Genomic DNA, 21,472 nt, shown 5'->3' on the forward strand with positions numbered 1-21,472 from the left:
TCTCGTCGGCCCGGTCGAATTCAGCCCGCATAAGGCTCCGGCACCTCCCCGGGCCTGGCGAGGAAGGCGAAGTCGCAGCCGGTGTCGGCCTGCGTGATGTGCTCCTGGTAGAGGGCGCCGTAGCCGCGCCCGTAGCGCGGGGCGGGCGGGCGCCACTCGGCGCGGCGGCGGGCGAGTTCCTCGTCGTCGACCTCCAGCCGCAGGGTGCGGCCCTCCACGTCGAGCGTGACGAGGTCGCCGGTGCGCACCAGCGCCAGCGGCCCGCCGACGTGCGACTCGGGCGCGATGTGCAGGACGCAGGTGCCGTAGCTGGTGCCGCTCATCCGGGCGTCGGAGAGCCGCACCATGTCGGTGACGCCCTGCTTGAGGAGGTAGTCGGGGATCGGGAGCATGCCGTACTCGGGCATGCCGGGTCCGCCGAGGGGTCCCGCGCCGCGCAGCACCAGCACGGTGTCGGGAGTGATGCCGAGGGCGGGGTCGTTGATGGTCTCCTGCATCGACCTGTAGTCGTCGAAGACGACCGCGGGTCCGGTGTGCTTGTGCAGGTGGGCCTCGGCCGCGAGGTGCTTGATCACCGCGCCGTCGGGGGCGAGGTTGCCGCGCAGCACCGCGACGCCGCCGGAGGCGGCCAGCGGGTTGGTGAGCGGCCGGATCACGTTGTCGTCGTGGACGAGGGCGCCGTCGAGCTGTTCGCGCAGGGTGGCGTGGGCGATGGTGGGCCGGTCGAGGTGGAGGAAGCCGCCCTCGGCGAGCCGGGACAGCAGGCCCGGCAGGCCGCCGGCGTAGTAGAAGTCCTCCATCAGGTACGCGCCGCCGGGCCTGAGGTTGGCGAGCACCGGCACCTCGCGGGCGAGCCGGTCGAAGTCGTCCAGGGTGAGGGGGACGCCGGAGCGGCCGGCCATCGCCGTCAGGTGGATCACGGCGTTGGTGGAGCCGCCCAGGGCGAGGACGGTGGTGATGGCGTCCTCGTACGCCTCGCGGGTCAGGAAGCGGGAGATCCGCGCCTCCTGGTGGACCAGCTCGACGGCCCTCAGGCCCGCGGCGGCGGCCATCCGGCTGTGGGCGGAGTCGACGGCGGGGATCGCCGAGGCGCCCGGGACGGTCACGCCGAGGGCCTCCGCGGCGGAGGTCATGGTGGAGGCGGTGCCCATCGTCATGCAGGTGCCGGGGGAACGGGCCAGGCCGCACTCCAGCTCCGACAGCTCGCGCTCGCCGATGCGGCCGGCGCGCTTCTCGTCCCAGTACTTCCACATGTCGGTGCCGGAGCCGAGGGTCTCGCCGCGCCAGTGGCCGCGCAGCATCGGCCCGGCGGGCACGAAGACGGTGGGGAGGTCGGCGCTGGCGGCGCCCATGAGCAGGGCGGGCGTGGTCTTGTCGCAGCCGCCCATCAACACGGCGCCGTCGACGGGGTAGCTGCGCAGCAGCTCCTCGGTCTCCATCGCCAGGAGGTTGCGGTAGAGCATCGGCGTCGGCTTCTGGAAGGTCTCCGACAGCGTGGCGACGGGGAACTCCAGCGGGAAGCCGCCGGCCTGCCACACGCCGCGCTTGACGGCCTCGGCGCGCTCGCGCAGGTGCTGGTGGCAGGGGTTGATGTCCGACCAGGTGTTGAGGATCGCGATGACCGGCTTGCCCATGTGCTCCTCGGGCAGGTAGCCGAGCTGCCGGGTGCGGGCGCGGTGGCTGAAGGACCGCAGCCCGTCGGTGCCGTACCACTGGTGGCTTCGCAGGGTGGTCATGACGCCTGCCACTCCTCGACGATCCCGGCGACCTCGGCGCGCTCGGCCTCGGGCAGCGGCGCGCTCGGGGAGCGCACGTCGCGGCGGCACAGGCCGAGGACGGCCAGGGCCTCCTTGACGACGGTCACGTTGTTCGCGGACTGGTTCGCGGCCCGCAGCTCCTCGAAGCGGCGGATCCGTTCCCAGACCTTCATGGCGGTGGGGTAGTCGGCGGCGCGCAGCGCGCTCAGCATGTCCAGCGAGACCTGGGGGGCGACGTTGACCAGGCCCGAGGTGAAGCCGGTGGCGCCGCAGGCGAAGTACGCGGGGGCGTAGAGCTCGGCGAGGCCGGCCACCCAGACGAAGCGGTCGAGGCCGGCGTCGCGGGCGACGGTGGAGAAGCGGACCGGGTCGGGCACGGCGTACTTCACGCCGATGACGTTCGGGCAGTCCTCGCCCAGGCGCGCGATGCTGGCGCCGTCGATGGCCGGGTTGCGGACGTAGGGCACGACGCCGAGTTCGGGGACGGCCTCGGCGACGGCGCGGTGGTAGTCGATCCAGCCCGCCTGGGAGACGTAGGGGTGGACCGGCTGGTGGACCATCACCATCTGGGCGCCGACCTCGCGGGCGTGCCGGGCGGCGGCCACGGCGCTGGGCACCTCGTGGCCGACCCCGACGATGGTCTGGACGCGGGTCTGGACGCGCGACGCGTTCGCCGCTCCCCCGGTCTGCGCCGCGGACTCGGCCTCGACCTCGGCCACCGTGGCGAGCGTCAGCTCGACCTCGGCGCGGCGCTCGGCCGGGTCGAGGGAGTAGAACTCGCTGGTGTTGCCGTTGGGCGTGAGGGTCCGCACGCCCGCCGCCAGCAGCCGGCGCAAGAGGGCGCGGTAGGTCTCCGCGTCGAGCCGGTCCTCGGCGTCGAAGGGAGTGACGGGGATGGCCACCACGTCCGCGAGCGCGTCCCGTTGCGCCGCGAAGTCGTTCATGCCTGCTTCTCCTCCTGGGAGTCGTGGGGGTGCGGGGTGTCCTGCGGGTTCGGCAGGGTGGGCGGGCTGGGCGGGGCCCGCCGCTTCTTCGGCTTCCGTGGTCTCGTCGGCCTCGTCAGCTCCGTGGGCTCGGGTGCCTCGCGTGCCTTAGGTGGCTCGGGTGGCTCCGGAGGCTTCCTCGGGGTCGGCTGCGGCCGGCCCGGCCGCGAGGCCGGCGCGGGCCGCGCGCCTGAGAGGGCCTCGGGGTCGTCGGGGAAGGCGCGGTGGAAGAAGCCCTGGATGTGCTCGCGCAGCAGCAGCACGGTGCCCTCGGCGTCGCCGGCCTCGGCGCGGGCGAGGATCGCCCGGTGCTCGTCGGCCTCGCGGTTCCAGGTGGGCGTGGCCTGCCAGGCCACGGAGGAGACGAGGGCGGCCTGGTCGCGCAGGTCGTCGAGCATGCGGACGAGCAGCGGGTTGCCGCAGGGCAGGTAGAGCGCCCGGTGGAAGGCGCGGTTGGCGAGGGAGCGCTCGGCGGTGTCGGTGGCGGAGGCGGCACGCTCCAGCGCGGTGTGCGCGGCGGCCAGGTCCACGCCGCCGGCCACGGTCCGGCGGACGGCCTCGGGCTCCAGCAGCAGGCGCACGTCGTAGACGGAGCGGGCCATGGCCGCGTCGACCGTGGCCACCGAGGCGCCCTTGTAGTCGCTCATCACCACCAGACCACGTCCCGCCAGGGTCTTGAGCGCCTCGCGGACGGGGGTCTTGGAGACGCCGAAGGTGGCGGCGAGTTCGGTCTCCACGAGGGGGGAGCCGGGGGCGAGCTGTCCGGTGAGGATGGCCCGCGTGACGTGCTCCAGGACGAACTGGGTCCGGGAGGGTATGCGAGCCGGCACCGTTCCGGACAAGCCGGACAGGGGGGCGTTCATGGACAGGCGCTCTCCGCTCTCGCGGTGGTCTGGTGGGCGGTCGTGTACCAGATCTCGTATATGAGATATGGCGTATCTCGTACGACGGTGAGGTGCGACGAACCTAAGACCGGAGGGAGGCGGCGTCAACGGTTGTGGCGCGGATTTTAGTAAGGGCTTTCTGTGATGCGCGTCACACACGAAAAGACCGCCGGTGGCGAGCACGGGGACTCGCCACCGGCGGCGGCTGGTGGAGCTCGACGCTCAGCTGCAGGTGTCGCGACTGCTGTTGTTGAGCGTGATGTTGCGGTAGACGATGTTCGTTCCGCAGGGGCTCTCGCGCAGCGAGGTGTTGCTCAGCGTGAGGTTCTGGAGGGTGATGTCCCGGTTGACGGGGAACTCCGTGCGGGACGCGAGGCGCACCTCTCCCCCGCCGCTGACCGTGCCGCTCTGCGCGGCGATGTTCACGTTGTAGCAGTTCTCCAACAGGACGGCGTTGTTGCCGGTGTTGGTGAGGGAGATCCGGTCGATCCGCATGCCGCCGCTCTCGGAGACGCAGAAGACGCCCCGGCCGCCACCGCTGGCGATCACTTCGCCAACGTAAATGTTGGTCGGGTAGCTGTCGCCGATCCTGCCGTTGCGGTTGGCGACGCGGAACGCGGCGTAGCCCGTGCCGCTGCCCGCGTTCTGGGCGTCGACCCGGCCGATGTCGGCGTTGATCGTGTCGTTCAGGAGCAGCCCGGACTCACCGGTGTCGCGGGCGGTGACGGTACCGACGGAGAAGCCGTCCACGCCGTAGGTCTCGACGCCGTGGCTGCCGGTGTTCTCGGCGTACACGTTGTCGATGCGAACGTTGCGGGTGCGCACGTTCCGGTTGTCGTGGTTGTCGATCCTGATGCCGAGGCCGGTGCCGCCGAGCCGGATGTCGATCTGGCGCAGCGTGACGTTCTCGGCGTTGCGGATGAAGATCCCGAAGTAGTTGTTTCCCCTGAGCGAGAGGTTCTGGACCTCGACGTTGCGCACGCCACGGATGCGGATCGGGGCGTGGTTGGAGCCGATGCTCCCGGTGGAGGTGATCGTGCCGCAGACGTCGAGGGTGGTGTAGCTGGGAAGGTCGAGCGAGGCGTTGGCCGGCACGTTGCCCGAGCCGCGCACGACGACGCGCTCGTTGGACGTACGACCGGGGGTCAGGCTGTTCACGGCCGCGCGCATCGCCGAGAGCATGTCGCCGCCGCTGTAGCCGGGGGCGGTCCATGTGCCGCCGTTCTGGACGGCCTCGGCCTGGTACGACCCGCCGCCGCAGTCCTGGAGGACGGCTGGTGACTCCTCGGTGGCGGCGACGTTGGCGGTGGCGGTGGCGGTGAGCGCGGTGGCCGCGCTCGCCAGGGCGAGAAGGCCGGCGACGAACAGGCCGGGCCTGCGCCTGATGATGGGTGGTGCGGCTCTGCGTCCCATCTGCGACTCCTGGAGGTGGGGGAACGTGGGGGCGTACGACAGGGGACGCCCGCCGCCGTGCCCGCTGTCCCGAACACCCCTTATGAATCGATTCATCACCGAGCCACACTCGGCTCCCGACGGCGAACTCGTCGGGATTCGGTGGGGAGTTGCGCGCGGCCGACGGCAAGCGCTTGCCGATGTGCCGGAGTATGGCAACGCCCCGATGAGGCGTCAAGAAGCCCGTGAGACGGGCGAGGTGGGAGCCTGCGAGGGGGTCGTTCGAGGGGCGCGGGGCGGCCCGCGACAGGACGACGCGGACGCGCCGCGCGACCGGCTCGCGCGCGCGGGAACCGATCCAGACCGCCGGCGCCGGACCGCCGCCCCGAGACACCGCTCCCGAGCGCCGGCGCCGGACGCCGCGTCCTCAGCCGCCCGCGCCGGGCCCGGTCACCTCCGACCGCAGGCGGCGGTCGAGCGCGAGGGACACCTCGGCGTGGAGCGCCCTCCTCGCCAGCGGGAGGAGCCGCTCCACCGCCGCCGCCAGGCGCGCCACCTCCTCCTCGGTCAACGACCCGCCCCGCTCCCCCGTCTCCTCGCCGAGCAGCTCGGGCACCACGTGCCGCCGCAGCAACTCGGTGAAGACGGCGGCCAACGCCTCGGCGTGGTCGCGCAGCTCGCGGCCCGCCGCCAGCAGGGCGGGCAACGGGATGCCCGCGCGGCCCAACGCCGAGGACGCCTCCAGCAGGTCGCGGCTCACGTGGACGACGGCGTCGCCGTCGAGGCCGAGATAGCCGATCTCCAGCGCGGTCGCCAGGCTCGCGGCCGCGTCCGCCTCCCCCTCGTAGTAGGAGGCCAGCTCCTCGGGGGTCAGGCGGACCGGCTCCTCCTCGGTCCAGGGCTGCCGCTCGGCCAGGCCGAGGAGCTCGGCGGTGTGGCCGGCGTCGCGCCCGGCGGCGAAGGCCGCGAGCAGCTCGGCGACGCCGTCGAGGGTGTGGCCGCGCGCGGTGAGGGCGCCGATGGTGCGCAGCCGCGCCAGGTGGCGCTCGTCGAACCAGGCGACGCGGCCCTCGCGGCGGGGCGGCGGCAGGAGCCCGCGCTCCCGGTAGAAGCGCAGCGTCCGTTCGGTGATGCCGGCGGCGGCGGCCAGCTCGGCGGCGCGGTAGGCGCGGTCCTCGGCCTCGTCCGCCCGCCGGTCCTGTTCGTGCGCTGCCATGCCGCGCAGTCTAGGTTCAGCCGGTCGTGCCGCTCCCGGGGCCCGTGGGCGTCCCGAGACCCGTGGGTCACGGGATGGCGCGCACACCCCCTACCCATGAGTACGATCCTGCCCTACGCTCCGACCACGCCAGTAATCACTGGCAGCATGGAGGTGGGACGCATGCACGTACGGGTCGCGGTGATCGGTGCCGGCTTCGGTGGCCTCGGGGCCGCCGTGCGGCTGCGACGGGCCGGCGTCACCGACTTCGTGGTGCTGGAGCGGGCCGGCGCGATCGGGGGCACCTGGCGGGACAACTCCTACCCCGGCTGCGCCTGCGACGTCCCCTCCCACCTCTACTCCTTCTCCTTCGCGCCCAACCCCCGCTGGCCGCGTAACTTCTCCGGCCAGCCGCACATCCGCGCCTACCTGGAGTGGGTCGCCGACGCCTTCGGGCTCCGCCCGCACCTGCGCCTCAACTCCGAGGTGACCGCCGCCCGCTGGGACGCCGAGGAGCTGCGCTGGGTCGTCGACACCACCGGCGGCGACCTCACCGCCGACGTGCTCGTCTCCGCCACGGGCCCGCTCTCCGAGCCCAGCCTGCCGCGGCTGCCGGGGCTCGACGCGTTCCCGGGACGGGTGTTCCACTCCGCCCGCTGGGACCACGACCACAGCCTGCGCGGCAGGCGGGTCGCCGTGGTCGGAACGGGCGCCTCCGCCATCCAGTTCGTGCCCGAGATCGCCCGCGAGGTCACCGAGCTCACGGTCTTCCAACGGACCCCGCCCTGGGTCATACCCCGCGCCGACCGGCGCATCTCCGGCGTCGAGCGCTGGCTCCACACCCACCTGCCCGCCACCCGCGCGCTCCGCCGCCAGCTGCTGTGGGGCGTGCGGGAGGTACAGGTCGGCGCGTTCGCCAAGCGGCCCGGCCTGATGCGCCCCCTGGAGCGGCTGGCTCGGCTGCACATGCGGCGCGCGATCCGGGACCCCGAGCTCCGGGCCCGTCTCACCCCCGACTACCGCATCGGCTGCAAACGCATCCTGCTCTCCAACGACTGGTACCCGACCCTCGCCAGGCCCCACGTGCGGCTGGTCGACGCGGGGCTGCGCGAGGTGCGCGGCAGCACGCTCGTCGCCGCCGACGGCCGGGAGGTCGAGGCGGACACCATCGTCTTCGGGACCGGTTTCCACGTCACGGACATGCCGATCGCGAGCCGGATCAAGGGCAGCCGCGGCACCACGCTGGCCGAGGAGTGGCGCGACGGGATGGCGGCGTTGCGCGGCACCACCGCCGCCGGCTTCCCGAACTTCCTGACGATCATCGGACCGAACACCGGCCTCGGCAACACCTCGATGATCCTCATGATCGAGGCCCAGCTCAGCTACCTCACCGACTTCGTGGCGCGCCTGGACGCCCTCGGCCGTGCCGCCCTCACCCCCCGGCCCCAGGCCGTGGCCACGTGGAACGACGCGCTCCAGCGCCGCCTCGCCCGCTCCGTGTGGAACACGGGCGGCTGCGCCAGCTGGTACCTGGACGCCGCGGGCCGCAACACCACCGTCTGGCCGGGCACCACCCGCGAGTTCGCCCGCGCCACCCGAGCCGTCGACCCCGCCGAGTACGAGGTGCTGCGCCATGGCTGACGTCACCGCCGCCCACTCCGAGCCCGCGTCCCACCCCGGCCCCGTCGCACGGCCCTGCCCCGCCACGCGCACCGTCGTCTCCACCGGCGGAGCCCGCCTGCACACCGAGATCCACGGCCCGAGCGGGGCCGAGGTCCCCACCGTGGTGCTGGCCCACGGCTGGACCTGCAACACCACCTTCTGGCGGCCGGTGCTCGACCTGCTGGCCGTCGACCACCGCGTCGTCGTCTACGACCAGCGCGGCCACGGGCGCTCCCCCGCCGCGCCCGGCACCTACACCCCCGAGGCGCTCGCCGACGACCTGTGCGCCGTGCTGAGGGCCACGCTCGCCCCGGGGCAGCGGGCGGTGCTCGGCGGCCACTCCATGGGCGCCATGACGATCGTGGCCGCCGCCGGCCGGCCCGAGCTGCGCGAGCACGCCGCCGCCGCGTTGCTGTGCAGCACCGGCACCGACCGGCTGACCGACGAGTCCACCGTGGTGCCGCTGCGCCCCGGCCGGGCACGGCGGCGGGCCCAGCGGCTGTTCCTGACCACGCGGCTGCCCTACGGTCCGGTGACGCCGCTGGCCCGGCGCGTCGTCGCGTACGTCACGATGGGGCCCGGCGCCTCCCCCGCGCAGCGAGCGGAGATCGCGCGCATCGTGCACGCCTGCCCCCGCCGGCCGCGCGCCGGGTGGGGACGGATGATGGCCGGGCTGGACGTGACCGAACGCCTGGCGCGGCTGGAGCTGCCGGTGGCCGTCGTCCACGGCGGGGCGGACCGCCTGACCCCCGCGGTCCACGCCCACCGCCTCGTCGCCCGGCTGCCGGACCCGGTGGGCCTGACGCTGCTGCCGGCCGTCGGCCACATGACCCCGCACGAGGCGACGGACACGGTCGTGGGGACGCTGCGGGAGCTGACGAGCCGGCTGCCCGCCGCGGGGGACGGGACACCCGCCTGACGGGCCGCTCACCCGACGCACTGCCCGCTCGACGAGCCCTCCGCCCGACGGGCACCCCCGTCAGGCGCGGGACCTGGCCTTGAAGGCGGCCTTGCGCGCCTGCTTCGCGAGCTGCCGGTCGGGGTGGAACCGCCCCATCGCCTCCAGCACGTCGGCCGTCGCCGGATGGTCGCAGCGCCACGCCTTGTCGAAGAACGCGCTGTGCTGCGAGGTGAGGTCACGCACCAACTCCCGCAGCTCCACGGCGTCCTCGTGCTCCGCGGCGGTGCCGAGCTGGGCGGCGAGCGTGTCCACCGTCAGCCAGAAGACCATCTCCTCGCTCGGCGCGGGCACCTCCGCGCCCCGCTCCGCGAGCCAGACGCGCGCCAGCCCGCCCAGCTCGGCGTCGTCGAGGACCTCGCGCAACGCCTCCTCGGACCGCTCGTCGACGAGGGAGAGCACCAGCTGGCAGGCGAGCCGCCGGCCGGGCGCCTCCGGGTCCGCGCCGCGGGCGGCGGCGAGGAGCTGCCGCGAGGCGTCCAACGGGTCGCGCCCGGCGAGCCACAGCTCGGCCTCCTCGCGGGCGGCGGGCTCCGGGCGGTACGGGATGGCGGCCAGCAGCGCGCCGGCCTCGCCGTCCCGCAGCTCGCCGACCACCGGGGCCTCGAGACCGCCCTCCCTCATCCGCCGCCGCACCCCGTACAGGCCGAGACTCGTCAGCCGCACCTGGCCGAAGCTGGCGAGGTCCGCCGCCTCCTCGTCCTCCGGGTGGGAGACGGCCACGTCCCCGGGGTCGGCGTCCGGGTCGGCGGGGACGTACTCGACGAGGCCGGTGCCCTCCAGGGCCCGGAGCTGCTCGTCGAGGCTGATGACGACCGTGGTCATGTCGTCGAGGTCCTCGTCGGAGAGGTCCTCGGTGACGCCCTCGGGCATGACGACGGCGGCAGCGAGCATCGGCAGCGGCACCATGGCGCCGGCCCCGACCTCCTCGTCGGCGGCGGTGAAGAGGTAGAGGGTGGCGAGGGCCGCGTCGAGCAGCTCGGTCTCCTCCTCGGGGTCCCAGTCCAGCTCGGACAGGTCCGCGAGCTCCGCCTCGGCGACGTTCTCGTCCATGCCCGGCGCGTCGAGCTCGGCCTCCAGCGGATCCGGCTCCCTCTCCGGGTCCCGCGGGTCGATCGAGCCGGCGAGCGCGGCGGCGGCGAGCGCGCCGTCCACGCCCTCGGACCAGACGTCGAGCACCGCGACGGCGTGCGAGCCCGCCGCGTCCTGGCCGAACACGGCCAGGTCCCGGCCGGGCCGGGCGACCCCGGCCGGCCCGTCGGCGGCCGCCCGCCGCCCCTCCTCGCCGGTCTCCGTGATCGTCACCAGGCCGGCGTCCACGGCGAAGTCCCACGCCTCGACGGCCTCGGCGTGGCCGTCGGGCTCGGCGAGGCCGAGCCGGCCGACCGCGCCCGTGAGCTCCGCCGACGCCAACGCGCCGTCGGCGCCGACGGGCACGCCCTCGGCGGCCCAGCGGGCGAGCTCGACGGCCCGGGAGAGCAGCGGTGTGGCGAGGGCCGCCCGCGCCAGCTCGTCCTCTGAGGGCAGCCGCACGGGAGGCAGTGCGGAACGGTCGGCGGCGGACATGGCGTGCGACTCCTCGGGCTGACGGGCTCTCAGGTCACGAGCCTGTGACGTCGGGTCCACCCTAGTTGACGCGCCGAGGTCGTGCGCCCCGGTCTCGCGTGGGCGCCGTGCCCCGGGGGGAGTTCACCGGGGCGTCACGCGGGCGAGGGGCGGGAGACGTTGACAGGGACGCGCGAGTGCGCGAGTTTGACGCGCGTAGAGACAGCGCACCACCCGGAGGATGCCGTGGCCGCAGCCCGCCCGTTCCGTCGCCCCGTCCTGCTGACGGGGCTCGTCACCGCCGGCCTCGCCACCGCCGTGGTCGTGGTGCCGCAGTCCTCGGCCGCCGCCGAGGGGCTGCGCGTCCACGACGTCCAGGGCGACACCCGCCTCTCGCCGTACGCGGGCCAGCGCGTCACCGACGTGCCGGGCGTCGTCACCGGGGTGCGCGGGTACGGTTCGCGCGGCTTCTGGATCCAGGACCCGACGGGCGACGGCGACGACGCCACCAGCGAGGGCGTCTTCGTCTTCACCAACGCGGCGCCCGCCGTGGCCGTCGGCGACGAGGTGCTGGTCTCCGGGCGCGTCGGCGAGTACTACTACGGCGGCCGCGAGGCGGGCGGCCAGTCCGTCACGCAGCTGAGCTCGCCCTCGGTCACCGTGGTCTCCTCCGGGAACGAGCTGCCGGCGCCCCACCCGTTGGACGCCGCCGCCCTTCCCGACGCCTACGCGCCCGCCGGCGACCCGGCGGCCGAGGACGGCATCGAGGGGCTGACGCTGCGTCCCGACGCGTTCGCCCTGGACCGGTACGAGTCGCTGGAGGGCATGGCGGTGGAGATCGGCGCCGCGCCGGTGATCGGCCCGAGCACGCCGTACCACGAGCTGTGGGTGACGGTGGAGCCCGGCGAGAACGCGACGCCGCGCGGCGGCGTGCGGTACGCCTCCTACGAGGCGCCGAACCCCGGGCGGCTGAAGGTGGAGACGCTCGCGCCCGTCGGCCAGCACCCCTTTCCCACCGCGAACGTCGGCGACACCCTGGCCGGGCCGGTGAGCGGCCCGTTGGACTACGACGAGTTCGGCGGCTACGTGCTCGCCGCCCGGGAGCCGCTGCGGGTCGAGGCCGGCGGCCTGACGCCCGAGGTGACCAGGCCGCAGCGTCCCGGGGAGTTGGCGGTGGCCACGTACAACGTGGAGAACCTGCACCCGGGCACCGACCAGGCGACGGTCGACCGGCTGGCCGCGGGCGTGGTGACCCACCTCGCCTCCCCCGACGTGCTCGCGCTGGAGGAGATCCAGGACAACAGCGGCCCCACCGACGACGGCACGGTCGCCGCCGACGAGACGCTGCGGCGCTTTTCGGACGCGATCGTCGCGGCGGGCGGCCCGCGCTACGCGTGGCGCGGCGTCGACCCGGTGGACGGCGCGGACGGCGGTCAGCCCGGCGGTAACATCCGCAACGTCTTCCTCTTCAACCCCGAGCGGGTGTCGTTCGTCGACCGCGCCGGTGGGGACGCCACCACCGCCACCGAGGTGGTCAGGCGCCACGGCCGGGCGAGCCTGAGCCTGTCCCCCGGCCGCGTCGACCCGGCGAACGCCGCCTGGACCGACAGCCGCAAGCCGCTGGCCGGCGAGTTCCGCTTCCGGGGCCGGACGGTCATCGTGGTCGCCAACCACTTCGCGTCCAAGGGCGGCGACGAGCCGCTGCACGCGCGCCACCAGCCGCCGCGCCGCGTCAGCGAGGAGCAGCGGGTGGCGCAGGCCGAGGCGGTCGGTGGCTTCGTCCGGGAGGTCCTCGCCACCGAGCGCACCGCGCGGGTCGTGGTGCTCGGCGACGTCAACGACTTCGAGTTCTCCCCCACCACGCGGGCCCTGACGGCCTCGGGCGCGCTGCGTTCGGCCGTCTTCGCGCTGCCGCCGGGCGAGCGGTACACGTACGTCTTCCAGGGCAACGCCCAGGTGCTGGACCAGACGCTCCTCTCGCCGGCGATCCGCCGCTTCGACTACGACATCGTGCACGTCAACGCCGAGTTCGCGGAGCAGGCCAGCGACCACGACCCGCAGGTCCTGCGGTTCCGCCCCTGAGGGACGGCCGCCTTTCTCCCCGGCGGGCAGGACGCGGCGTCCCACCCACGCACCCCCGCGGCGCGGGATGTCGTGGGCCCGCTGGGGCTGACGGGGCGGCCTGTCAGCCGTGGGGCCGACGTGGCGGGGCCCACACCCGTTCGAGTGGACCGGACCGCGACGAGCCGGGACACTCCTGGCATGGCTGAGCACCCCCTCGGACGCCGCGCGGCGGCGATGATCACTCCGTTCACCGCTGACGGCGCCCTCGATGTCGAGGGCGCGCAGCGGCTGGCCGTTCACCTGACCGACCGCGGCGGTTGCGACGCCCTGGTCGTCAGCGGCACCACCGGCGAGTCCCCGACCACGACGGACGCGGAGAAGGCCACGCTCGTGCGGGCCGTGGTCGAGGCGGTCGGCGAACGGGCCAGCGTGATCGCGGGCGTCGGCACGAACGACACCCGCCACTCGCTGGCTCTGGCCCGCTCGGCCGAGGCCGCGGGCGCGGACGGGCTGCTGGTCGTCACGCCGTACTACTCCCGCCCCTCCCAGGAGGGCATCGTCCACCACCTGCGGACCGTGGCCGACGCCACCGGCCTGCCGATGCTGCTCTACGACGTTCCCGCCCGCACCGGCAGCGGCACGGCGCTGAGCGCGGACTCCCTGCGACGCCTGGCGGAGCACCCGCGTGTCGTCGGCGTCAAGGACTCGGCCTACGACCTGATGAAGTCGGGCCGGGTGCTGGCCGACACGGACCTCGTCTACTACTCGGGCGCGGACGAGACGAACCTGCCGCTCTTCGCGATCGGCGCCCGCGCGTACGTCAGCACCGTCGCCAACGTCGCGGCGCCGCAGGTGCGGTCGGTGCTCGACGCGTTCGAGGCGGGCGACCACGCGACGGCGGCGCGGCGCCACCGGGCGCTGCTGCCCCTGGTGGAGGCGGTGATGACCGTGGTGCCGGGCGTGGTGGCGGTGAAGGCGCTGTTCGCCGCGGCCGGGCTGCCGGGCGGCGGGGTGCGCGGCCCGCTGCTGCCGGCCGACGAGGGCGTGACCGGGCGGCTGGTGGAGGCTCTCAAGCGCGCACTGGCGTCCCCCGACTTCGATAGGGTCCCCCCAACGCGCAGGGAGTGACTCGGTTTTCGGGGGACGACACGGATGCACACGGCGGACGGGCACCTCACGCACGGGACGGGGCGGCCGACCGGGCCCCCGACCCACGAGCCGCTGGCTCCGGACGACCCACGCGCCGTGGGGCGTTACCCGCTCGCCGCGCGGCTGGGCTCCGGCGGCATGGGCCGGGTCTACCTGGCGCACACGCCCGGCGGCCGGCCGGTGGCGATCAAGGTGGTCAGGCCCGAGTTGGCGGAGGACCCGCAGTTCCGGCTGCGCTTCAGGCGGGAGGTGGAGGCCGCCGGGCGGGTGCAGGGGCTGTACACGGCGCCCGTGGTCGACGCCGACACCGAGGGGGCGACGCCGTGGCTGGCCACCGCGTACGTCCCCGGCCCCTCGCTGGCCGAGGCCGTCGCCCGCCACGGCGCGCTGCCCGAGCCGACGGCGCTGCTGCTGCTCGCGGGCGTCGCCGAGGCGTTACAGGCGATCCACGGCGCCGGGCTCGTCCACCGGGACCTGAAGCCGTCGAACGTGCTGCTGGCGGCCGACGGCCCGCGGGTGATCGACTTCGGGATCGCCCGCGCCGTGGAGGGCACCTCGCTGACCGGCAGCGGCGTCGTGGTGGGCACCCCGTCGTTCATGTCGCCCGAGCAGGCGGCGGGGCGGGAGGTCGGCCCGGCCACGGACGTCTTCGCGCTGGGCCAGCTGGCGGTCTTCGTCGCCACGGGGGCGCCGGCGTTCGGCGAGGGCACCTCGCACGCGGTGCTCTACCGGATCGTGCACGAGCACCCCGACCTGTCGGTGCTGCCGGCCGGCCCGTTGGCGGAGGTCGTCGCCCACTGCCTGGCCAAGGACCCGGCCCTGCGGCCGGGCCCTGGCGAGATCGTCGCGCGGTGCCGGGCGGCCCTGCCGGCCACGGGGTTGCCGGCGCCGGGTCAGTGGCTGCCGCCGGCCGTGACGGCCGAGCTCGCGGGCGGGCCGTCCGGACCTGCCGGGCCGTCCATGCCGCCGCCCGGTGGGCCCCCCGGCCCGACGCCGCGTCAGCCGCCGACACCGGTCACGGCGCCTGACGGCCCTCCCGGGCCCACCCGGCGGGCGACGCCCGCGGGGGCACGGCGCGGCGTCGTGGTCGCCGCGGCGAGCGCGGCGGCGCTGCTGGTGGTGGGGGTGGCGGTGGCGGCCCTGTCGCTCGGAGACGACGGTGAGCCGACAGCGCGGCGCGGCCCGCTCGACACCACGGCCGGGGAGACCACGGGCGGCGGCGCGTCGCCCGGGCGGCAGGCCCCCGACGGGCCGGCGCCCCGGGAGACCACGCCGGAGACCACGCCGGGCGCGACGGCCTCGCGGGAGCCGACTCCCCGGGACCCCGTCGAGCCGCCGTCCGACACCTACACCGGGCTCGACATCCCCGCCGGGTACCACCTCCACCTCGGCTCGGACCCGCTCGCCGCCCGCGCCTCGGGCACGTGGAACATGACGGAGATCGACTTCCGGTACTTCACGGGCGGCGACCCGGCGCTGCTGCGCACCGCGGAGGGCAACGAACTCGTGTCGCTCCCCGCCGGCCGGCCCGGCTCCTTCGCGGCCTGCGTCGCCGAGACGACGCGGGCCGGGGCGGTGACGGAGGTGAGCCTCGACGACGTCGCCGTCGGCTCCCAGCTGTGCGTCCGCACCGCCGCGGGTCACCTCGCGTTGGTCACCCTCACGGGGACCCCCGACACCGGCCGCGGCGATCACGTCACCGTGGACGCCACGGTGTGGCGGCGGGCGCTGTGACGCCACCGGGCACTCCGCCCACGGCCGTCTCGGCGCCGGCCAGCTCCCGCGCCAGCAGGGTGGCCCCGGCGACGGCGCCCGGCATCAGCAGCACGGCGCCGAGCGGCACCAGGAAGGACAGCACCAGCGGCACCCCGAAGCCCAGCGCCAGCCCCGTGCGGGCGCGCAGCAGCCGCAGCCGCTGCCGGATCCCGACGGCGCGGCGCTCCATCGCGAACGAGGTCAGCTCGGTGGTGAGGAAGAAGCCGGAGACGAGGACGGCGAGGACGGGGACGACCGTCTGCCCGACGAGGGGCACGAAGCCGAGGACGAACAGCGGCACGGTGATGGCCAGCACCCGTCCCAGGAGGTGGAGGTTGTCGCGCAGCGACGTCGCCAGCTCCCGCCACCAGGGCCGCTCCGGCGCCCTGGGGCAGCCGCCCGCCTCCTCCTCGACCTGCTCGGAGAGCCGCTCGTAGAACGGCTCTCCGAGCAGGAGGGTGACGGCCGTGAAGGTCAGCACCGCCAGCAGCAGGCCGCCGCCGAAGATCATCACGGCGAGCAGGGTGCGCAGGGCCGAGCGCCAGGTCTCGTCCCAGTCGTCGGCGAACGGCGTGGCCCAGGCGGCGAGGTCACCCACCGTCCAGGCCAGGGCGACGAGCGCGGCGCCGTAGAGCAGCAGGGTGATCAGGGCGGGCAGCAGCCCGAAGCCGAACCACCGCCGGCGGGTCAGCACCCATCGCTGGCCGGCGAGGAGGAGGCGTATGCCCAGCGCGAAGTCCCTCACGCCCTCGATTCTGTCAGTTGTGGCTGTGGAGCACCGCGTTGAGTCCGCCCCAGGTGCCGGTGCGCGGCAGGGCCTCGACCACGCCGGTGGTGGAGTTGCGGCGGTAGAGGAGGTTGTCGGCGCCGGAGAGCTCGACGGCCTTGACGACCTGGCCGTCGGGGAGGGTGACGCGGGTGCCGGCGGTGACGTAGAGGCCGGCCTCGACGACGCAGTCGTCGCCCAGCGAGATCCCGATGCCGGCCTCGGCGCCGAGCAGGCAGCGCTCGCCGAGGGAGATGGTCTGCTTCCCGCCGCCGGAGAGGGTGCCCATGATGGAGGCGCCGCCGCCGATGTCGGAGCCGTCGCCGACGACGACGCCGGCGCTGATGCGCCCCTCGACCATGGAGATGCCGAGGGTGCCGGCGTTGAAGTTGCAGAAGCCCTCGTGCATGACGGTGGTGCCGGTGGCCAGGTGGGCGCCGAGGCGGACCCGGTCGGCGTCGCCGATGCGGACGCCGGAGGGCACCACGTAGTCCGTCATCCGGGGGAACTTGTCGACACTGGTGACCGTCAGCGGGGTGCCGGCGGCGCGGGCGGCGAGGCGGGCGTGGTCGACGTCGTCGACGGCGACGGGGCCGAGGCTGGTCCAGGCGACGTTGGCCAGCAGGCCGAACATGCCCTCCAGGCTCAGGCCGTGGGGCCGCACCAGCCGGTGGCTGAGGAGGTGCAGCCGCAGGTAGATGTCGTGGGCGTCCAGCGGCTTGTCGTCGAGCGCGGCGATGACCGTGCGGACCGCGACCACCTCGACGCCGCGACGCGGGTCGGGGCCGAGGGCCCGGGGTGCCGCCTCGCCCAGCAACTCCGCGGCGCGCTCGGGGGTCAGCCGCTCGGTGCCGGCCGGCCCGTCCGGCTCGGTGGTGAGCACCGGCGTCGGGTACCAGGTGTCGAGCACCGTGCCGTCGGTCCTGAGGGTGGCGAGGCCGGCCGCGACGGCGCCGGTGGTGCGGGGGTCAGGGGATGCGTCGGTCATGGTGCCGACGCTAGTCGGTGGCGGCCTCCCTCGGCGAACCGGGCCCCGGCAGGAGGCGGGCGAAGGCGTCCGTGACCTGCGCGGGGTCCGAGGGACGCCCCGTCAGCAGGAGTTGGATCGTCAGGCCGTCGGCGAGGGCGAGCACGGCGCGGGCGGTGGCCTCGTCGGGGACGAGGCGGTGGCGCAGCAGGGCGGCCGCCATGGCGTCGAGGCAGGCGGCGGCGAGCGGGCGGACGGCCGGGTGGCGCAGGCCGGCGACGTACAGCTCGTACTCGATCTCGGTGCTGGCGCGGTGGGTCGTCAGGCTCTCCCGCGTCAGGCGGGCGATCTCCGCCGCCAGGGGGGCGGCGGGGTCGACGCCGGCCAGCCAGTCCTCGAAACGCGCGAGCCAGGCGTCGTTGACCTGGCTGAGCGCGGCGAGCAGCAGCTCGTCGCGGTCGGCGAAGTGGTACGTGGTCGAGCCGAGCGGGACGTCGGCCTCGGCGGCGACGGCGCGGTGGCTGAGCGCGGCGAGGCCCTCGCGGGCGATCAGGCGGACGGCGGCGTCGATGATGCGCTGGCGGCGGTCGGGGTCGTGGCGCCGGGCCATCAGTGGGCACCGCCGAGGTTGAGGACGACGACGCCGGCGATCACGAGGGCGACGCCGAGCAGCTTGGCGAGGGAGACGGTCTCGCCGAGGGCGATCATGCCGATCGCGGCGATGAGCGCCGTGCCGGCGCCCGACCAGACGGCGTAGGCGACGCCCACCTCGATGGTCTTCAGGGTCTGGGCCAGCAGCGTGAAGGACACCGCGTAGCAGGCCAGGGTGATCGCGGTCGGCACGGGGCGGGTGAAGCCGTCGGAGCGCGTCATGACGAAGGTGCCGAGTATCTCCGTCAGGATCGCCGCGGCGAGCGTCAGGTAGGCCATGCGGACGATCGTACACATCGTTGCGTACGATCGTACATATCCCTCCGCTGGAGTGCCGCCCGCGCGTCGGCCCCGGCGCGTGCACAAGCGCCCGTCATCCTGGCGGCGACAGGCCGGTGGGGCGACGGGACACGTGGCCGATCGCGGCGAACGGATCAGGGTGAGGAGTGAGGACCGTGGCACAGTGCGAGGTCTGCGGCAACGACTACCGGATGGCCTTCGAGGTGCGCGCCGCGGGACAGGTGCACGTCTTCGACAGCTTCGAGTGCGCCGCGCAGAAGATGGCGCCCGTCTGCGAGAACTGCTCCTGCCGCATCCTGGGCCACGGCATGGAGACCGAGGACGGCCACTTCTACTGCTGTGGCCACTGTGCCCGCGCGCAGGGACACGCGGAACTGGTCGACCACGCGTGAGCGGCGCGCACGGCGGCCCCGTGGCCGGAACGGCGACGCGACGTCACGGAAGGTGACACGACGTGAGCTGACGTGACACCACGTGGCCCGGACACGCCGGACCCGCGGACGACGGACCGCCCTGGCCCCCGCAACGGCGACGCGGCGGCCAGGGCGTGGTGACGAGCGGGATCAGACGTTGAAGCCGAGCGCGCGCAGCTGCTCGCGCCCGTCGTCGGTGATCTTGTCCGGGCCCCATGGCGGCATCCAGACCCAGTTGATCTTCAGCTCGCTGACCAGGCCGTCGGTGGCCGACCTGGCCTGGTCCTCGATCACGTCGGTGAGCGGACAGGCCGCGGAGGTCAGCGTCATGTCGACGGTGGCGACGTTCCCCTCGTCGACGTGGATGCCGTAGATCAGTCCGAGGTTGACCACGTCGATGCCCAGCTCGGGGTCGACGACGTCCATCATCGCCTCGCGGATCTCGTCCTCGCTCGCCGGCCCCGCCTGGGTGGTGGCGGTGGACTCGCTCATGCCGTCTCCTTCAACGCGCCGTCGCCCAGAGCCTGGGCGGTGGCGTCCTTCCATGCCATCCAGCTCAGCAGCGCGCACTTCACACGCGCCGGGTACTTCGAGACGCCCGCGAAGGCGATGGCGTCCTCCAGCACGTCCTCCATCGCCTCGTCGGGCGTGATGCGGCCCTTGGACTGCATCAGCTCCAGGAAGGTCTCCTGGATCTTGCGCGCCTCGGCGAGGTCACGGCCCACGAGGAGCTCGTTCAGCACCGAGGCGCTGGCCTGGCTGATCGAGCAGCCCTCCCCCTCGTAGCTGACGTCGGCGACGGTCTGACCCTCGTACCGCACACGCAGTGTGATCTCGTCCCCACAGGTGGGGTTCACGTGGTGCACTTCGGCGTCACCCTCCCGCAGGCCACGCCCGTGGGGGTGCTTGTAGTGGTCCAGGATCACGTCCTGGTACATCGACTGAAGCTGCACGTCCTCAAACCGCCCTCGTGTCCGACGTCACTATCCGAAGAAGCTCCGCACGTACTCCAGACCGTCGACCAGGGCGTCGACCTCGGCCGGCGAGGAGTACAGATAGAACGACGCCCTCGTGGTCGCGGGAATTCCGTACCGCAGGCAGACGGGACGGGCGCAGTGGTGACCGACCCGGACCGCGATGCCCTGCTCGTCGAGGACCTGGCCCACGTCGTGCGGGTGGATGTCGCCGAGGGTGAAGGACACCGTGGCGCCCCTGGCCTCGGCGGACACCGGGCCGATGAGCCGGAGGTCCGGCACCTCGCCGAGCCGCTGAAGCGCGTACCGGGTGAGCGCGTGCTCGTGCGCGGCGATCTTCTCCATACCGATGGAGGTGAGGTAGTCCACAGCCGCGCCCAGGCCCACGGCCTGCGCGATCGGCGGCGTGCCCGCCTCGAACTTGTGCGGCGCGGGCGCGTAGGTCGACGAGCGCATGGTGACGGTCTCGATCATCTCGCCGCCGCCGAGGAACGGGGGCAGGTCCTCCAGCAGCTCCTGCCGCCCCCACAGCACGCCGATGCCGGTGGGGCCGCACATCTTGTGGCCGGTGAAGACCACGAAGTCGGCCTGGAGGGCCTGGACGTCCAACGGCATGTGGGGGGCCGCCTGCGAGGCGTCCACCACCACCAGCGCGCCGACCTCCTGCGCCCGCCGGACGATCTCCTCCACCGGGTTGACCGTGCCCAGCACGTTCGAGACCAGGACGAAGGAGACGACCTTGGTCTGCTCGGTGATGACCTGGTCGATGGTGGAGAGGTCGAGCCGGCCCTCGTCGGTGAGGCCGAACCACCGCAGCTTCGCGCCGGTGCGCTGCGCGAGCAGCTGCCACGGCACGATGTTGGAGTGGTGCTCCATCTCCGTGATGACGATCTCGGTCTGGGCGTCCACCCGGTAGGGCTCGTCGGCCCAGCCGAGCATGTTCGCCACCAGGTTCAGCGACTCGGAGGCGTTCTTGGTGAAGACGACCTCGTCGCGGCTGGGGGCGTTGATGAACGCGGCCACCTTGTCGCGGGCGCCCTCGTAGAGGGCGGTGGCCTCCTCGGCCAGCACGTGCACGCCGCGGTGAACGTTGGCGTGGTGACGCTCGTAGTAGTCGTTCAGCGCGTCGAGCACCTGACGGGGCTTCTGCGAGCTGGCGGCGCTGTCCAGGTACACCAGCCGCTTCCCGTCCTGGACCCTGCGGTCGAGGATCGGGAAGTCCTTGCGGATGGCGTCGGTGTCCAGCAGGCCCGCCAGCGGCGTCCCGTCGGCCGAGGCGCGGGTGGAGGTCATGAGGTGGGTGCCCCCTTGGTGTACTGCTCGTACCCCTCGGCCTCCAGCTTGTCCGCCAGCTCCGGACCGCCGGACTCGACGATCCGCCCGCCGGCGAAGACGTGCACGTGGTCGGGGGTGATGTACCGCAGGATCCGGGTGTAGTGGGTGATCAGGAGCGTGCCGGACTCGCCCGTGGCGCGGACGCGGTTGACTCCCTCGGACACGATCCGCAGCGCGTCGATGTCCAGGCCGGAGTCGGTCTCGTCGAGGATGGCGATCCGGGGCTTGAGCAGCTCCAGCTGAAGGATCTCGTGGCGCTTCTTCTCGCCGCCGGAGAAGCCCTCGTTGACGTTGCGCTCGGCGAAGCCGGGGTCCATGCCCAGCCGCTCCATGGCCTCCCTGACCTCCTTCACCCAGGTCCGCAGGCGCGGGGCCTCGCCCCGGATGGCGGTGGCGGAGGTGCGCAGGAAGTTGGAGACGGAGACGCCGGGGACCTCCACCGGGTACTGCATGGCGAGGAAGACGCCGGCGCGGGCGCGCTCGTCCACGCTCATCTCCAGCACGTCCTCACCGTCGAGGGTGACCGTGCCGCCGGTGACGGTGTACTTCGGGTGACCCGCGAGGGAGTAGGCGAGGGTGGACTTGCCGGAGCCGTTGGGGCCCATGATGGCGTGCGTCTCGCCCTGCTTCACGGTCAGGTCGACCCCTCGCAGGATCTCGGTGGGGCCGGACTCGGCCTCGACGGAGACGTGCAGGTCGCGAATCTCAAGCGTTGCCATGGT

19 protein-coding genes and 1 pseudogene are annotated in these 21,472 nt (G+C 74.0%); 6 read left to right on the forward strand and 14 right to left on the reverse strand.

The genetic code is table 11. The features are described from left to right. Window positions 1–20: 20 nt before the first annotated feature. The 5 genes and pseudogenes from araD to ACTWP5_RS23290 all read right to left on the reverse strand — a co-directional run bounded on the left by araD (window position 21) and on the right by ACTWP5_RS23290 (window position 6,232). Complete coding sequence (araD, locus tag ACTWP5_RS23270; RefSeq protein WP_443223017.1) at window positions 21–1,736, reverse strand: L-arabinonate dehydratase; 1,716 nt, start codon at window positions 1,734–1,736, stop codon at window positions 21–23. Next, on the reverse strand, window positions 1,733–2,701 hold the full coding sequence (locus tag ACTWP5_RS23275) for a dihydrodipicolinate synthase family protein (RefSeq protein ID WP_443223018.1): 969 nt from the start codon (window positions 2,699–2,701) through the stop codon (window positions 1,733–1,735). The genes araD and ACTWP5_RS23275 overlap by 4 nt, the downstream gene beginning before the upstream one ends. A 239-nt stretch (window positions 2,702–2,940) precedes the next feature. Next, window positions 2,941–3,603, reverse strand: a pseudogene (locus tag ACTWP5_RS23280) (GntR family transcriptional regulator); the annotation flags it as partial. A 243-nt stretch (window positions 3,604–3,846) separates the two neighbouring features. Continuing rightward, complete coding sequence (locus tag ACTWP5_RS23285) at window positions 3,847–5,037, reverse strand: right-handed parallel beta-helix repeat-containing protein (protein WP_443223019.1); 1,191 nt, start codon at window positions 5,035–5,037, stop codon at window positions 3,847–3,849. A 406-nt stretch (window positions 5,038–5,443) separates the two neighbouring features. Next, window positions 5,444–6,232 carry a MerR family transcriptional regulator gene (locus ACTWP5_RS23290; RefSeq protein ID WP_443223020.1) on the reverse strand — a complete coding sequence of 263 codons (789 nt, stop codon included), beginning with the start codon at window positions 6,230–6,232 and terminating at the stop codon, window positions 5,444–5,446. A gap of 162 nt (window positions 6,233–6,394) precedes the next feature. Here ACTWP5_RS23290 and ACTWP5_RS23295 point away from each other — a divergent pair, with 162 nt between their 5' ends. Further along, window positions 6,395–7,852 (forward strand): flavin-containing monooxygenase, encoded by a 1,458-nt coding sequence (locus ACTWP5_RS23295; RefSeq protein WP_443223021.1) that lies wholly within the window; start codon window positions 6,395–6,397, stop codon window positions 7,850–7,852. Beyond that, window positions 7,845–8,792, forward strand: a complete 948-nt coding sequence (locus tag ACTWP5_RS23300; protein ID WP_443223022.1) for an alpha/beta fold hydrolase — start codon at window positions 7,845–7,847, stop codon at window positions 8,790–8,792. Before ACTWP5_RS23295 ends, ACTWP5_RS23300 begins: the two co-directional genes overlap by 8 nt. Window positions 8,793–8,852: 60 nt before the next feature. On the opposite strand, the gene ACTWP5_RS23305 is transcribed toward ACTWP5_RS23300, so the two are convergent. Further along, window positions 8,853–10,397, reverse strand: coding sequence for a hypothetical protein (locus ACTWP5_RS23305; protein ID WP_443223023.1), 1,545 nt, complete (start codon window positions 10,395–10,397; stop codon window positions 8,853–8,855). A gap of 225 nt (window positions 10,398–10,622) precedes the next feature. On the opposite strand from ACTWP5_RS23305, the gene ACTWP5_RS23310 reads away from it, so the two are divergent. The 3 genes from ACTWP5_RS23310 (at window position 10,623) to ACTWP5_RS23320 (ending at window position 15,323) form a co-directional block, all read left to right on the forward strand. Further along, on the forward strand, window positions 10,623–12,458 hold the full coding sequence (locus tag ACTWP5_RS23310; RefSeq protein ID WP_443223024.1) for an endonuclease/exonuclease/phosphatase family protein: 1,836 nt from the start codon (window positions 10,623–10,625) through the stop codon (window positions 12,456–12,458). 180 nt (window positions 12,459–12,638) lie between these two features. Further along, window positions 12,639–13,568, forward strand: coding sequence for a 4-hydroxy-tetrahydrodipicolinate synthase (dapA, locus tag ACTWP5_RS23315; RefSeq protein WP_443223025.1), 930 nt, complete (start codon window positions 12,639–12,641; stop codon window positions 13,566–13,568). Between the two features lie 24 nt (window positions 13,569–13,592). After that, window positions 13,593–15,323: a protein kinase domain-containing protein gene (locus tag ACTWP5_RS23320; protein ID WP_443223026.1), complete on the forward strand. Its 1,731-nt coding sequence runs from the start codon at window positions 13,593–13,595 to the stop codon at window positions 15,321–15,323. Here the strand turns inward: ACTWP5_RS23320 and ACTWP5_RS23325 are convergent. The 4 genes from ACTWP5_RS23325 to ACTWP5_RS23340 are packed head-to-tail and all read right to left on the reverse strand — an operon-like array spanning window position 15,286 to window position 18,007. Continuing rightward, entirely contained in the window at window positions 15,286–16,089 is an 804-nt protein-coding gene (locus ACTWP5_RS23325; RefSeq protein ID WP_443223027.1) for an EI24 domain-containing protein, read from the reverse strand. The two genes, ACTWP5_RS23320 and ACTWP5_RS23325, sit on opposite strands and share 38 nt — an antisense overlap. Before the next feature lie 13 nt (window positions 16,090–16,102). Continuing rightward, the gene (dapD, locus tag ACTWP5_RS23330) at window positions 16,103–17,098 is read right to left on the reverse strand and encodes a 2,3,4,5-tetrahydropyridine-2,6-dicarboxylate N-succinyltransferase (protein ID WP_443223028.1); all 996 of its coding nucleotides are present in this window, start codon (window positions 17,096–17,098) and stop codon (window positions 16,103–16,105) included. Between the two features lie 10 nt (window positions 17,099–17,108). Beyond that, entirely contained in the window at window positions 17,109–17,687 is a 579-nt protein-coding gene (locus ACTWP5_RS23335; RefSeq protein ID WP_443223029.1) for a TetR/AcrR family transcriptional regulator, read from the reverse strand. After that, complete coding sequence (locus ACTWP5_RS23340; protein WP_443223030.1) at window positions 17,687–18,007, reverse strand: DMT family transporter; 321 nt, start codon at window positions 18,005–18,007, stop codon at window positions 17,687–17,689. Before ACTWP5_RS23340 ends, ACTWP5_RS23335 begins: the two co-directional genes overlap by 1 nt. 176 nt (window positions 18,008–18,183) lie before the next feature. On the opposite strand from ACTWP5_RS23340, the gene ACTWP5_RS23345 reads away from it, so the two are divergent. Then, window positions 18,184–18,420, forward strand: a complete 237-nt coding sequence (locus ACTWP5_RS23345) for a hypothetical protein (RefSeq protein WP_443223031.1) — start codon at window positions 18,184–18,186, stop codon at window positions 18,418–18,420. Between the two features lie 171 nt (window positions 18,421–18,591). On the opposite strand, the gene ACTWP5_RS23350 is transcribed toward ACTWP5_RS23345, so the two are convergent. From ACTWP5_RS23350 to sufC, 4 genes are read right to left on the reverse strand one after another with little or no spacing between them, the layout of a single operon-like run. Beyond that, the gene (locus ACTWP5_RS23350) at window positions 18,592–18,933 is read right to left on the reverse strand and encodes a metal-sulfur cluster assembly factor (protein ID WP_443223032.1); all 342 of its coding nucleotides are present in this window, start codon (window positions 18,931–18,933) and stop codon (window positions 18,592–18,594) included. Then, window positions 18,930–19,394, reverse strand: a complete 465-nt coding sequence (gene sufU, locus ACTWP5_RS23355; RefSeq protein WP_443223033.1) for a Fe-S cluster assembly sulfur transfer protein SufU — start codon at window positions 19,392–19,394, stop codon at window positions 18,930–18,932. Before sufU ends, ACTWP5_RS23350 begins: the two co-directional genes overlap by 4 nt. A 30-nt stretch (window positions 19,395–19,424) precedes the next feature. Next, window positions 19,425–20,708 carry a cysteine desulfurase gene (locus tag ACTWP5_RS23360; protein ID WP_443223034.1) on the reverse strand — a complete coding sequence of 428 codons (1,284 nt, stop codon included), beginning with the start codon at window positions 20,706–20,708 and terminating at the stop codon, window positions 19,425–19,427. Further along, on the reverse strand, window positions 20,705–21,469 hold the full coding sequence (gene sufC / locus ACTWP5_RS23365; protein ID WP_443223035.1) for a Fe-S cluster assembly ATPase SufC: 765 nt from the start codon (window positions 21,467–21,469) through the stop codon (window positions 20,705–20,707). Before sufC ends, ACTWP5_RS23360 begins: the two co-directional genes overlap by 4 nt. Window positions 21,470–21,472: the final 3 nt, after the last annotated feature.

Origin of the sequence: Streptomyces sp. 4N509B, assembly GCF_052245655.1 — a bacterium.
In the GTDB taxonomy this organism is placed as follows: domain Bacteria; phylum Actinomycetota; class Actinomycetes; order Streptomycetales; family Streptomycetaceae; genus Streptomyces.